This window comes from Pseudomonas sp. LAIL14HWK12:I10 (genome assembly GCF_900184205.1).
Classification (GTDB): Bacteria; Pseudomonadota; Gammaproteobacteria; order Pseudomonadales; family Pseudomonadaceae; genus Aquipseudomonas; species Aquipseudomonas kermanshahensis.
This window is the reverse complement of the sequence record NZ_FXWU01000004.1, coordinates 215138-227739: the sequence shown is the minus strand read 5'-3', so window position 1 is coordinate 227739 and position 12602 is coordinate 215138. Positions and strand designations below refer to the sequence as shown.

At 62.4% G+C, this 12602-nt stretch carries 11 protein-coding genes; 8 read left to right on the top strand and 3 right to left on the bottom strand.

The genetic code is table 11. The features are described 5' to 3' along the window. Window positions 1–40: 40 nt before the first annotated feature. Genes dapC through map form a run of 3 tightly spaced genes read right to left on the bottom strand, consistent with a single transcriptional unit; the run spans window position 41 to window position 4790 of the window. The gene (gene dapC / locus QOS90_RS11190) at window positions 41–1237 is read right to left on the bottom strand and encodes a succinyldiaminopimelate transaminase (protein ID WP_027595789.1); all 1197 of its coding nucleotides are present in this window, start codon (window positions 1235–1237) and stop codon (window positions 41–43) included. Window positions 1238–1267: 30 nt separating this feature from the next. Continuing rightward, complete coding sequence (locus QOS90_RS11185; protein ID WP_027595790.1) at window positions 1268–3970, bottom strand: [protein-PII] uridylyltransferase; 2703 nt, start codon at window positions 3968–3970, stop codon at window positions 1268–1270. Between the two features lie 37 nt (window positions 3971–4007). Further along, window positions 4008–4790 (bottom strand): type I methionyl aminopeptidase, encoded by a 783-nt coding sequence (gene map, locus QOS90_RS11180; protein WP_027595791.1) that lies wholly within the window; start codon window positions 4788–4790, stop codon window positions 4008–4010. Between the two features lie 346 nt (window positions 4791–5136). Between map and rpsB the strand changes: the two genes are divergently transcribed. The 8 genes from rpsB to rseP all read left to right on the top strand — a co-directional run bounded on the left by rpsB (window position 5137) and on the right by rseP (window position 12588). Beyond that, entirely contained in the window at window positions 5137–5874 is a 738-nt protein-coding gene (gene rpsB / locus QOS90_RS11175; RefSeq protein ID WP_027595792.1) for a 30S ribosomal protein S2, read from the top strand. A gap of 186 nt (window positions 5875–6060) precedes the next feature. Continuing rightward, complete coding sequence (tsf, locus tag QOS90_RS11170) at window positions 6061–6924, top strand: translation elongation factor Ts (protein ID WP_027595793.1); 864 nt, start codon at window positions 6061–6063, stop codon at window positions 6922–6924. 180 nt (window positions 6925–7104) lie between these two features. Then, window positions 7105–7848, top strand: a complete 744-nt coding sequence (gene pyrH / locus QOS90_RS11165) for a UMP kinase (protein WP_009686950.1) — start codon at window positions 7105–7107, stop codon at window positions 7846–7848. Further along, window positions 7845–8402, top strand: a complete 558-nt coding sequence (gene frr, locus QOS90_RS11160) for a ribosome recycling factor (protein WP_027595794.1) — start codon at window positions 7845–7847, stop codon at window positions 8400–8402. Before pyrH ends, frr begins: the two co-directional genes overlap by 4 nt. 15 nt (window positions 8403–8417) lie before the next feature. Further along, on the top strand, window positions 8418–9173 hold the full coding sequence (gene uppS, locus QOS90_RS11155) for a polyprenyl diphosphate synthase (protein WP_027595795.1): 756 nt from the start codon (window positions 8418–8420) through the stop codon (window positions 9171–9173). After that, the gene (locus QOS90_RS11150; RefSeq protein WP_027595796.1) at window positions 9173–9988 is read left to right on the top strand and encodes a phosphatidate cytidylyltransferase; all 816 of its coding nucleotides are present in this window, start codon (window positions 9173–9175) and stop codon (window positions 9986–9988) included. The genes uppS and QOS90_RS11150 overlap by 1 nt, the downstream gene beginning before the upstream one ends. After that, the gene (ispC, locus tag QOS90_RS11145; RefSeq protein ID WP_027595797.1) at window positions 9985–11175 is read left to right on the top strand and encodes a 1-deoxy-D-xylulose-5-phosphate reductoisomerase; all 1191 of its coding nucleotides are present in this window, start codon (window positions 9985–9987) and stop codon (window positions 11173–11175) included. Before QOS90_RS11150 ends, ispC begins: the two co-directional genes overlap by 4 nt. Window positions 11176–11235: 60 nt before the next feature. Then, window positions 11236–12588 (top strand): RIP metalloprotease RseP, encoded by a 1353-nt coding sequence (rseP, locus tag QOS90_RS11140; RefSeq protein WP_027595798.1) that lies wholly within the window; start codon window positions 11236–11238, stop codon window positions 12586–12588. Window positions 12589–12602 lie beyond the last annotated feature (14 nt).

Here is a 12602-nt window from a genome sequence, read left to right as displayed (position 1 = left end):
CCGAACCGCTGCGATGGGGCGCAAAGCGCCCCCTGCCTAATCAGCGGTTCTGCAGGAACGCGCGAATCCGCTCGGCGGCCTCGATGCACTCGGCCAGCGGCGCAACCAACGCCATGCGCACTCGGCCAGCGCCAGGGTTCACACCATCCACGTCACGCGACAGGTACGACCCTGGTACCACGGTCACATGCTGGGCTTCGAACAGGTCACGGGTGAACGCGGCGTCGCAGCCCGGCACCTTGGCCCACAGGTAGAAGCTGCCATCCGGGCGTTGCACATCCATCACCGGCTGCAGGATATCCAGCACGGCATCGTACTTGGCGCGGTACTGGTCACGGTTTTGGCGCACGTGCGCCTCGTCCTGCCAGGCAGCGATGCTGGCCAGCTGGGTCTGCACGGGCATGGCGCAGCCGTGGTAGGTGCGGTACAGCAAAAATGGCTTGATGATCTCGGCATCGCCCGCGACAAAGCCCGAACGCAGGCCAGGCAGGTTGGAGCGCTTGGACAGGCTGTGGAACACCACGCAGCGTTTGAAATCGCTGCGGCCCAGTTCGGCGCAGGCGCTGAGCAGGCCCGGTGGCGGGGCGTCTTCGTCGAAGTACAGCTCGCTGTAGCATTCGTCGGCGGCGATCACGAAATCATGCTCGTCGGCCAGGGCAATCAGCTTCTTCAGGGTATCCATCGGCACCAGTGCGCCGGTAGGGTTGCCTGGCGAGCACAGGAAGAGGATTTGGCAACGCTGCCAGACATCTGCCGGCACGGCGTCGAAGTCAGGGTTGAAGCCGTTGTTTTCAAGGCACGGCAGGTAGTGCGGGGTGGCGCCTGCCAGCAGCGCCGCACCTTCGTAGATCTGGTAGAACGGATTAGGGCTGACCACCAGGCCATCATCGGCCCGGTTGACCACGGCCTGGGTGAAGGCGAACAGTGCTTCACGGGTGCCGTTGACCGGCAGGATGTGACGGTCGGCATCCAGCCAGCCGGTTGGCACGCCGAAACGGCGCTCGCACCACTGGCCGATGGCCTGGCGCAGCCCTGGCAGGCCGAGGGTGCTGGGGTACACCGCCAGCTTGTCGAGGTTGTCGGCCATGGCCTGGGCGACGAACGCCGGCGATGTGTGCTTCGGCTCACCGATCGACAGCGCGATGGCGCGCTTGTCTGCCGCTGGTTTCACACTGCCCAGCAGGGCGCGCAGTTTCTCGAACGGGTAGGGCTGAAGCTGGGTCAGGGCATGGTTCATCGGCGCAAGGTCTCGTCAATCGTCTAATCGTTAAAAGGTCACGCGGGTCGGGCTGGCGTCACTCGCCTGGCCAGCCTGCAGCTGCTGGACGATAGCCTCCTGCAGGCGGCTGCACAGCTGCGGGTCGGACAGCGGCTGGTTGTCGGCATCGGTGATGAAGAACACGTCTTCCACGCGCTCGCCGAGTGTGGCGATCTTGGCATTCTGCAACGACAGGTCGAACTCCAGGAAGATGCGGCCGATCCGGGCCAGCAGGCCCGGCCGGTCGGGCGCGGTGATCTCAAGGATGGTCACCGGCCGCTGGGCATCGTTGAGGATGGTCACCTGCGGTGGGAAATTGAAGTGCTTGAGCTGGCGTGGCACCCGGCGCTGAATGATCGTCGGGTAGTCCTCGGGGTTGCGCAGCGCTTCGGTGAGGCCGTCGCGAATCTGCTTGACCCGCTGCGGGTTGTCGCCGATCGAGCCGCCGTCATTGTCGAGCACGATATAGGTGTCGAGGGTGAACTGGCTGCTCGAGGTGATGATGCGCGCGTCATGGATGTTCAGGTTCAACTGCGACATGGCCGCCACGGTCACGGCGAAGAAGTCGTGCTGGTCGGGGGCATAGATGAAGATCTGCGTACCGCCCTCGAACTCGCGCTGGGTGGTTTCCTTGATCAGCACCAGCGGCCCGCCGTCGGCCGGCTGCTGGAGGATGGCGTCGGTGTGCCAGGCCACATCGGCCGCGTTGTGCTTGAGGAAGTAGTCGTCGCCCAGCTGCGACCAGAGTTGCTCGACGTCGTCCGGGTCGACGCCTTCGCGCACGAGGATGTCCAGCGCGGCGCTTTGGGTCTGGCGGATCTGCTCTTCGCGGTCCAGTGGGTTTTCCAGGCCACGGCGCAGGGCGCGCTTGGTCTCGGTGTACAGCTGGCGCAGCAGGCTGGCGCGCCAGGAGTTCCATAGGCTGGGGTTGGTGGCGTTGATGTCGGCCACGGTCAGCACATAGAGGTAATCCAGGCGGGTCTCGTCCCCCACATGCAAGGCAAAGTCGTTGATCACCTGTGGGTCGGACAGGTCTTTGCGCTGTGCGGTGGTGGACATCACCAGGTGGTTCAGCACCAGCCAGACGATCAGGCGGCTGTCCCAGGCGGGCAGTTGGTGGCGCTCGCAGAACGTCTGTGCGTCCACCGCGCCCAGCTCCGAGTGGTCACCCTGGCGGCCCTTGCCGATGTCGTGGTAAAGCCCGGCCAGGTAGATCAGCTCGGGTTTGGGCAGGCGGCCCATGAGCTTGCTGGCCAGCGGGAATTTCTCGGAAACCGGCGTGTACTGCAGTTTGCGCAGGTGCTTGATCAGGTTGAGCGTGTGCGCATCGACCGTATAGATGTGGAACAGGTCATGCTGCATCTGCCCGACGATCAGGCCGAATTCCGGCAGGTAGCGGCCGAGGATGCCGTAGCGGTTCATCCGGCGCAGGTTGCGGTGGATGCCGATCTCGCATTTGAACAGCTCGATGAACAGGCTGGTGTTGCGGATATCGTGACGGAAGGTTTCGTCGATCAGGTGCCGGTGCTCGCGCAGCAGGCGCACGGTATCGGCGCGTACCCCTTTGATCTCCGGGTGCTGGGCCATCAGCACGAAGATTTCCAGCATGGCGAACGGCGTGCGTTTGAATACGTTCGGCTTGGCGGCTTCTATATAGCCGTCATGCAGGCGGAAGCGCGCATTCAAAGGTTGGGTGGTGCCGCTGTCATCGTCGGCGAGGATGACTTCCTCGAAGTGCTGGATGATCAGGTCGCACAACTGGCTGATGCTCATCACCACCCGGTAGTACTGCTGCATGAACTGCTCGATCGCGCGCTTGGGGTTCTCGTCGCTGTAGCCCAGCAGGGCGGCGATGCTGCGCTGGTGGTCGAACAGCAAGCGGTCTTCCGAGCGCCCGGCCAGCATGTGCAGGGCATAGCGCACCTTCCACAGGAAGTCCTGGGAGGAGGCCAGCAGTTCGTTCTCGCTTTCCAGCAAAAAACCTTCACCGGCCAGGGCGTGCAGGTTCAGCGTGCCGTATTGGCGGCGCGCCACCCACAACACGGTCTGGATGTCGCGCAGGCCACCGGGTGAGCCCTTGACGTTGGGCTCAAGGTTGTACTCGGTGTCGTTGTACTTGTGGTGGCGGGCCTTGAGCTCGGCGCGCTTGGCCAGGAAGAACTCCTTGCTCGGCCACATGTGCTCGGTGCTGGTGACGTCCAGCATGCGCTGGCGCAAGGCTTCGGGGCCGGCGACGGTGCGGCTTTCCATCATGTTGGTGATGACCGTCAGGTCGGCACGTGCCTGCTCGGCACATTCGTCGACGGTGCGCACACTCTGGCCCACTTCCAGGCCGATGTCCCAGAGCAGGGTGAGGAAGCGCTCGATGGCCTCGCGGTACTGTTCGTGTTCGGCAGCACCTAGCAAAATCAGCAGGTCGATGTCGGAATGCGGGTGCAGTTCACCGCGCCCGTAACCGCCTACCGCGACCAGGGCGATGCCGCGCTGGTCGCCCCAGTCGAACTGGTTCCAGGCCTGCTGCAGGATGTTGTCGACGAGCCAGGCGCGGTCCTCGATCAAACGGCGGATTTCGCGGCCTTCGCGAAAACGCCGGTCGAGCACCTCGCCCGCCTGGCGGATGGCTTTCTTGAAGGCGGCGATAGGGCTCGCCTTGAGGGCCAGTTCCGCCTGGAACTGGCCGCGGTCGAACAGCTCGGGATCCACCTGGGGCATTGCGTCGCGTTCCTGTCGTGGGGTGCCTGGCGCGGACTCAGGCCGAGGTGCGCGCGATAGTGTCGTCCTTGCGCAGGGTGAAGATCTCGTAACCGGTCGCCGTCACCACCAGGGTGTGCTCCCACTGGGCCGAGAGCTTGCGGTCCTTGGTAATGGCGGTCCAGCCATCGCCCAGGACCTTGGTGTCTGCCTTGCCCTGGTTGATCATCGGCTCGATGGTGAAGGTCATGCCTTCTTTGAGTTCCATGCCAGTGCCGGCGCGGCCGTAGTGGAGGATCTGCGGTTCTTCGTGGAACACTTTGCCGATGCCGTGGCCGCAGAATTCGCGCACCACCGAGAAGCCGTTCTTTTCAGCGTGCTTCTGGATCACTTCGCCGATGTCGCCCAGGCGGCAGCCCGGCTTGACCAGCTCGATGGCCTTGTACATGCATTCCTGGGTGACCTTGGACAGGCGCTCGGCCCAGACCGGCACGTTGCCGACGTGGAACATGCGGCTGGTGTCGCCGTGGTAGCCGTCCTTGATCACGGTGACATCGATGTTGAGCGTGTCACCGTCCTTGAGCGGTTTGTCGTTGGGGATGCCGTGGCAGACCACATGGTTGATCGAGGTGCAGATCGACTTGGGGTAACCCTTGTAGTTGAGCGGCGCCGGGATGGCCTGCTGCACGTTGACGATGTAGTCGTGGCACAGGCGGTCCAGTTCTTCGGTGGTGACACCGGGCTTGACGTGCTCTTCGATCATTTCCAGCACCTCGGCGGCCAGGCGGCCGGCGATGCGCATCTTCTCGATGTCTTCTGCGGTCTTGATGGTGACGGTCATTACAGGCTCTCTACGGCGCCGTGCACGGCGCGAACAAACGGGAAAGGCCGGATTCTAGCAGAGCAGGGCGGCAATCGGTCGGGATAAAGCCGGCCATCCTGCTGTCTATAGAGGGCATTTTGGCCTGAAAGCCTGGGTGCTGCAAAAACCGCTGACGGACGCGACAGTATTCGGGTTCCGTTCGCTCGCGGTCTGTGGTATAAAATGCGCCGCTTTCGGGGTCGACCCCGTAAGCCCTAAACCCACACACGTGTCGACACGATGACCTGGGTGCCCCGGATTCTAGAATCTGTGGGTTGGTCATTGGGATGCGTGGAGGCCCAACCCGACTTATCAAGGAACTATCATGTCCCAAGTCAACATGCGCGATATGCTGAAGGCCGGTGTGCACTTCGGCCACCAGACCCGTTACTGGAACCCGAAAATGGGCAAGTACATTTTCGGCGCGCGTAACAAGATCCACATCATCAACCTGGAAAAAACCCTGCCAATGTTCAACGAAGCTCTGGCTTTCGTAGAGCGTCTGGCCCAGGGCAAGAACAAGATCATGTTCGTCGGCACCAAGCGTTCCGCCGGCAAGATCGTCGCCGAGCAAGCTGCTCGTGCCGGTTCGCCATACGTTGACCACCGCTGGTTGGGCGGCATGCTGACCAACTACAAAACCATCCGTGCTTCGATCAAGCGTCTGCGCGACCTGGAAACTCAGGCCGAAGATGGCACCTTTGCCAAGCTGACCAAGAAAGAAGCCCTGATGCGTTCGCGCGATCTGGAAAAGCTGGACCGCAGCCTGGGTGGTATCAAGGACATGGGCGGCCTGCCTGATGCCCTGTTCGTGATCGACGTTGACCACGAGCGCATTGCTATCACCGAAGCCAACAAGCTGGGCATCCCGGTTATCGGCGTTGTCGATACCAACAGCAGCCCGGAAGGTGTTGACTACATCATCCCAGGTAACGATGACGCCATCCGCGCTATCGAGCTGTACATGACTTCGATGGCCGACGCCATCATCCGCGGCCGCAACAACGTTGCTGGCGGCACCGAAGTCTACGCTGAAGAAGCGGCTGCACCTGCTGCTGAGTAATTGACGCCTGGCGTCTACTTGGCACGCAAAAAGGGGGCTTTGCCCCCTTTTTGCCACCTTGAAATCCTGCTGTCAGCAACCGCCCCGCACTATGGGCCTGCTGAGATAAAAACAGCGGATTTGCAGAATTGAACGCCCGTGATGAGCGGGTGGAATGGTTGAAAAACTTTCCAAGAGGATTTTGAAATGGCAGCAATTACTGCAGCGCTGGTCAAAGAACTGCGCGAGCGTACCGGCGAAGGCATGATGGATTGCAAAAAGGCCCTGGAAAAGGCCGGCGGCGACATCGAAAAAGCCATTGACGACATGCGTGCCTCGGGCGCCATCAAGGCCGCCAAAAAGGCTGGCAACGTCGCTGCTGAAGGCGCTATCGCCGTCAAGACCGACGGCAAAGCCGCCGTTCTGCTGGAAGTCAACTCGCAGACCGACTTCCTGGCCCTGCAAGACGACTTCAAAAACTTCGTAGCCGAAAGCCTCGAAGAAGCCTTCGCCCAGAAGCTGACCGACGCTGCACCGCTGATCGCCTCGCGCGAAGCAGCCCGTGAAGCCCTGGTCGCCAAGTGCGGCGAAAACGTCAACATCCGCCGCCTGGCGCGCGTTGAGGGTGACGTTGTTGGTGCTTACCTGCACGGCAACAAGATCGGTGCCGTTGTTGTCCTGAAAGGCGGCGACGTCGAGCTGGCCAAGAACATCGCCATGCACGTTGCTGCTTCGAACCCGGAGTTCCTGGATGCATCGGAAATCTCCGCCGAGGCCATCGAGCGCGAGAAGAATGTCTTCCTGCAGCTGAACGCCGACAAGATCGCCGGCAAGCCGGAAAACATCGTTGAGAACATGATCAACGGCCGTATCACCAAGTTCAAGGCCGAAGCTTCGCTGAAAGAGCAAGCCTTCGTCATGAACCCGGAAGTCAAGGTTGGCGAGCTGGCCAAGAAAGCCGGTGCTGAAATCGTTTCCTTCACCTACTTCAAAGTCGGCGAAGGCATCGAGAAGCCAGTCGACAACTTCGCTGAAGAAGTTGCCGCTCAGGTAGCTGCTGCCAAGCAGTAAGACAGACACGTCTGTCGCCCCAAAGAGGCTGCCCGCTCACGCGCGCAGCCTCTTTGTCAAAGCGGGAGCGGTTTTCCAAACCGCTGTTCGCTGACGCAGTCGCTGCGTCACGTTAGAGTTACACGCAGGCTCAAGCAGCCCGCCAGAATTTTTTTACAAACGCCGCAGGAGAGATTCGCAATGGCTCAGCAGGGCAGTGGTCATCAGGCTCGCTATAAACGCATTCTACTCAAACTTAGCGGCGAGGCCCTGATGGGCTCGGAAGAGTTCGGGATCGACCCCAAGGTCCTGGATCGCATGGCGCTGGAAGTCGGTCAACTGGTCGGCATCGGTGTGCAAGTCGGTCTGGTGATCGGCGGTGGCAACCTGTTCCGTGGTGCGGCGCTCAGTGCAGCCGGCATGGACCGCGTCACCGGTGACCACATGGGCATGCTGGCGACCGTCATGAATGCCCTGGCCATGCGCGACGCGCTGGAGCGGGCAAACATTACCGCCATCGTCATGTCGGCGATTTCCATGGTGGGCGTGACCGATCACTATGATCGCCGCAAAGCCATGCGCCACCTGAACGCCAAAGAAGTCGTAATCTTCGCTGCCGGTACCGGCAACCCGTTCTTCACCACCGACTCCGCCGCTTGCCTGCGCGCCATCGAAATCGATGCCGACGTGGTATTGAAGGCAACCAAGGTCGATGGTGTATACACTGCAGATCCATTCAAGGACCCACATGCCGAGAAGTTCGATCATCTGACCTACGATGAAGTGCTGGATCGCAAGCTGGGTGTGATGGATCTGACGGCAATCTGCCTTTGCCGCGACCACAAGATGCCGCTGCGCGTCTTCAATATGAACAAGCCGGGCGCCCTGCTGAACATCGTGCATGGCGGCGCGGAAGGAACCCTGATCGAGGAAGTTCAAAAATGATCAACGCTATCAAGAAAGACGCCCAGGACCGCATGGGCAAGTCCATCGAGGCGCTGGGTCGCCACCTGGCTGCCATCCGCACCGGCCGTGCCCACCCAAGCATCCTGGACAGCGTCAGGGTCACTGCCTGGGGTAGCGAAATGCCGCTGAACCAGGTGGCCGCGATTACCGTCGAGGACGCGCGCACCCTGAAGATCGTTGCGCACGACAAGAACCTCAGCGCTGCCATCGAAAAAGCCATCCTGACCTCCGACCTGGGCCTGAACCCGTCCAGCGCCGGTACCACCATCCGCGTCCCGATGCCGGCCCTGACTGAGGAAACCCGCAAGGGTTACACCAAGCAGGCCAGTGGCGTTGCCGAAGATGCCAAGGTAGCCGTGCGTAACGTGCGCCGTGACGCACTCGCCGACCTGAAGAAGCTGACCAAGGACAAGGAAATCAGCGAAGACGAAGAACGTCGCGCCGCTGACGAGATCCAGAAGCTGACCGACAAGTTCGTCGCCGAAATCGACGCTGCGTTCAAGGCCAAGGAAAAGGACCTGTTGGCCGTCTAAGGCCGAGGTTTTTTAATGGAAAAGACCAAGCCAGCGGCGCCGTCCTCGGTGCCGCGACACGTCGCGATCATCATGGATGGCAACAACCGCTGGGCGAAGAAGCGCTTGCTGCCCGGCGTTGCCGGGCACAAGGCTGGCGTCGATGCCGTGCGTGCGGTCATCGAAGTCTGCGCCGAATCGGGGGTCGAGGTACTGACCCTGTTCGCCTTCTCCAGCGAAAACTGGCAGCGCCCCGCCGAAGAGGTCGGTGCGCTGATGGAGTTGTTCTTCTCGGCCCTGCGCCGTGAGGCGCGTCGCCTCAACGAGAACAACATCAGCTTGCGCATCATTGGTGATCGCTCGCGCTTTCATCCTGAGCTGCAGGCTGCCATGCGTGAGGCCGAGGCACTGACCGCCGGCAACAACCGCTTCATCCTGCAGATCGCGGCCAACTACGGTGGCCAGTGGGATATCGCCCAGGCTGCCCAGCGCCTGGCGCGGGAAGTACAGGCGGGCCATCTGCGTCCGGACGATATCACGCCGGGTCTGCTGCAGACGTGCCTGTCCACCGGTGAGTTGCCGTTGCCGGACCTGTGCATCCGCACCGGGGGCGAACGCCGCATCAGCAATTTCCTGCTGTGGCAGCTGGCCTATGCCGAGCTGTATTTCTCCGACCTGTACTGGCCGGACTTCAAACACGAGGCCATGCGCAATGCCCTGGCCGATTTCGCTTCGCGCCAGCGCCGCTTCGGTAAGACCAGCGAGCAGGTCGAGGCTGGAGCTCGTGCTTAATGCTTAAACAACGCATCATTACCGCGCTGATCCTGCTGCCGGTCGCGCTGGGTGGCTTCTTCCTGCTCAACGGTGGGGATTTCGCCCTGTTCATCGGCTTCGTGGTCACCCTCGGCGCCTGGGAGTGGGCGCGCCTGGCGGGGTTGATGACCCAGCCACTGCGCATTGCCTACGCCGCAGTCGTCGCCGGAGCGCTGATGCTGCTGCACCTGATGCCCGACCTGGCACCTTGGGTGCTGGGTGCGTCAGTGATCTGGTGGGGGCTGGCCACCTGGCTGGTGCTGACCTATCCGCGCAGCAGCGAGCTATGGGCCAGTGCGGCCTGCCGCTTGCTGATCGGCCTGCTGGTGTTGCTGCCGGCGTGGCAAGGCTTGGTGCTGCTCAAGCACTGGCCGCTCGGCAACTGGCTGATTCTGTCGGTCATGGTGCTGGTGTGGGCCGCCGACATCGGTGCCTACTTCTCTGGTCGAGCCTTCGGCAAGCGCAAGCTGGCGCCGCAGGTCAGCCCGGGCAAGAGCTGGGAAGGCGTCTATGGTGGCCTGGCTGTCAGCCTGGTTATTACGCTGGTGGTCGGTATCAGCCGCGACTGGGGCGTTGGCCAGATTCTGCTGGGCCTGATGGGCGCGGCACTGGTGGTCATGGCCTCGGTGATCGGTGACCTGACCGAAAGCATGTTCAAGCGCCGCTCGGGCATCAAGGACAGCAGCAACCTGCTGCCTGGCCATGGTGGCGTGCTCGACCGCATCGACAGCCTGACGGCGGCCATCCCGCTCTTTGCCGTGCTGCTGTGGGCTGCCGAATGGGGTGTGATGTGAGTACGTTGCAGCGCATTACCGTGCTGGGTGCCACGGGCTCCATTGGCCTGAGCACGCTGGATGTGATTGCACGTCATCCTGAGCGTTATTCGGTATTCGCCCTGAGCGGTTACTCGCGCATCGATGAGCTGCTGGCGCTGTGCGTCCGGCATCGCCCGGAGTACGCAGTAGTACCGAATGCCGAAGGCGCTGCGCGCTTGCGCGACGGCCTGGCTGCCGTCGGCTGCGCTACCCAGGTGCTGGAAGGCGAGGCGGGGCTTTGCCAGGTTGCCGCAGCGCCCGAGGTGGATGCGGTGATGGCCGCCATCGTGGGTGCAGCAGGGCTGCGACCGACCTTGGCTGCCGTCGAGGCGGGCAAGAAAGTGTTGCTGGCCAATAAAGAGGCGCTGGTGATGTCTGGCGCGCTGTTCATGGAGGCGGTGCGGCGCAGTGGTGCCGTGCTGCTGCCGATCGACAGCGAGCACAATGCAATCTTCCAGTGCCTGCCCGGCGACTATGCCCGCGGCCTGAGCCAGGTGGGGGTGCGCCGCATCCTGCTGACGGCATCAGGTGGCCCGTTCCGCGAAACACCGTCCGCCGCATTGGCCGATGTCACCCCGGAGCAGGCGTGCGCGCACCCTAACTGGTCCATGGGGCGCAAGATTTCCGTGGATTCGGCCAGCATGATGAACAAAGGGCTCGAGTTGATCGAGGCCTGCTGGCTGTTCGATGCCTCGCCCGCCAAGGTCGAGGTGGTGGTGCACCCGCAGAGCGTGATCCACTCGCTGGTGGATTACGTGGACGGTTCGGTGCTCGCCCAGTTGGGCAACCCAGACATGCGCACGCCGATCGCCAATGCGCTGGCCTGGCCAGAGCGCATTGATTCTGGCGTCGCACCGCTGGACCTGTTTGCCATCGCACGCCTGGATTTCCAGGCGCCGGACGAACAGCGCTTCCCGTGCCTGCGCCTGGCGCGGCAGGCTGCCGAGGCCGGCAACAGTGCACCTGCCGTGCTCAATGCGGCCAACGAAGTGGCTGTCGAGGCATTTCTCCAGCGGCGTATCCGCTTCCCGGAGATCGCGGGTATGATCGAACAAGTGCTCGATCAGGAGCCTGTAGTGCCACTGGCCTCGTTGGACGCGGTATTTGCCGCCGACCAGCGTGCCCGGGAGCTGTCCCGTGAGTGGTTGCGGCGTCACGGTCGATGATGCAGGCCTGCCAGGGCTTGTGCGAAAAGTCGTTCTGCTGAACGTCATCTGGAGAAAGATATGACTGCGCTCTACATGATTGTCGGCACCCTGGTGGCCTTGGGTGTTCTGGTCACGTTCCACGAGTTCGGCCACTTTTGGGTGGCCCGACGCTGCGGCGTCAAGGTGCTGCGTTTTTCGGTGGGCTTTGGTACGCCGTTGTTGCGCTGGCATGACCGCCAGGGCACCGAATTCGTGGTGGCGGCGATTCCGCTGGGCGGCTACGTCAAGATGCTCGATGAGCGCGAAGGCGATGTGCCGCCTGCGTTGGCCGACCAGTCGTTCAACCGTAAAAGCGTGCGTCAGCGTATCGCCATCGTCGCCGCCGGCCCTATTGCCAACTTCTTGCTGGCTATCGTGTTCTTTTGGCTCTTGGCCATGCTCGGCACCCAGCAGATTCGCCCGGTCATCGGTGCAGTCGAAGCGGGCAGCCTGGCAGCGTCGGCAGGCCTGACCGCAGGTCAGGAAATTGTATCCATCGATGGCAAGGCGACCAGCGGTTGGTCTGCGGTCAACCTGCAACTGGTTCGCCGTCTGGGCGAGAGCGGCACCCTGCAGGTAAGCGTGCGCGACGAAGGCGCCAGTGCCGAGCAGCACTTGCAGATCAAGCTGGACCACTGGCTGAAAGGCGCCGACGAGCCAGACCCTATCCAGTCCCTCGGTTTGCGCCCATGGCGCCCGGTGATCGTGCCGGTGCTGGCCGAGATCGATTCGAAAGGGCCGGCCGCTGCCGCCGGCTTGAAGACAGGTGACAAGCTGCTGGCCCTCGATGGCGTGGCAGTGAACGACTGGCAACAGGTGGTCGACACCGTCCGCGCCCACCCGCAAGCCAAGGTCGTGGTGCGTGTCGAGCGCGATGGCGCTGCGCTGGATGTGCCGGTAACCCTGGCCCGCAAGGGTGAAGGCAAGGCCGCGGGCGGTTACCTGGGCGCGGGGGTAAAAGGTGGCGAATGGCCTGCCAACATGCTCCGCGAAGTCAGCTATGGCCCGTTGGACGCGGTAGGCGAGGGCTTGTCGCGCACCTGGAACATGAGCGTCCTGACGCTCGAGTCGCTGAAGAAAATGCTGTTCGGAGAGCTCTCGGTAAAAAACTTGAGCGGACCGATAACCATTGCTAAAGTGGCGGGCGCTTCAGCCCAGTCCGGCGTGGGGGATTTCCTGAATTTCCTGGCCTACCTGAGCATAAGCCTGGGGGTTCTTAACCTGCTGCCCATTCCAGTACTGGATGGGGGGCATTTGCTGTTTTACCTGGTCGAGTGGGCGCGCGGTCGTCCGCTGTCAGATCGGGTGCAAGGTTGGGGGGTCCAGATCGGTATCAGTTTGGTCGTAGGGGTGATGTTGCTCGCCCTGATCAACGATCTGGGTCGACTATAAAGCTTCGCATTGCG

What these genes read in the sequence shown, in the direction of transcription:
- dapC (WP_027595789.1), bottom strand. Translation starts at nt 1,237, where the DNA reads ATGAACCATGCCCTGACCCAGCTTCAGCCCTACCCGTTCGAGAAACTG.
- QOS90_RS11185 (WP_027595790.1), bottom strand. Translation starts at nt 3,970, where the DNA reads ATGCCCCAGGTGGATCCCGAGCTGTTCGACCGCGGCCAGTTCCAGGCG.
- map (WP_027595791.1), bottom strand. Translation starts at nt 4,790, where the DNA reads ATGACCGTCACCATCAAGACCGCAGAAGACATCGAGAAGATGCGCATC.
- rpsB (WP_027595792.1), top strand. Translation starts at nt 5,137, where the DNA reads ATGTCCCAAGTCAACATGCGCGATATGCTGAAGGCCGGTGTGCACTTC.
- tsf (WP_027595793.1), top strand. Translation starts at nt 6,061, where the DNA reads ATGGCAGCAATTACTGCAGCGCTGGTCAAAGAACTGCGCGAGCGTACC.
- pyrH (WP_009686950.1), top strand. Translation starts at nt 7,105, where the DNA reads ATGGCTCAGCAGGGCAGTGGTCATCAGGCTCGCTATAAACGCATTCTA.
- frr (WP_027595794.1), top strand. Translation starts at nt 7,845, where the DNA reads ATGATCAACGCTATCAAGAAAGACGCCCAGGACCGCATGGGCAAGTCC.
- uppS (WP_027595795.1), top strand. Translation starts at nt 8,418, where the DNA reads ATGGAAAAGACCAAGCCAGCGGCGCCGTCCTCGGTGCCGCGACACGTC.
- QOS90_RS11150 (WP_027595796.1), top strand. Translation starts at nt 9,173, where the DNA reads ATGCTTAAACAACGCATCATTACCGCGCTGATCCTGCTGCCGGTCGCG.
- rseP (WP_027595798.1), top strand. Translation starts at nt 11,236, where the DNA reads ATGACTGCGCTCTACATGATTGTCGGCACCCTGGTGGCCTTGGGTGTT.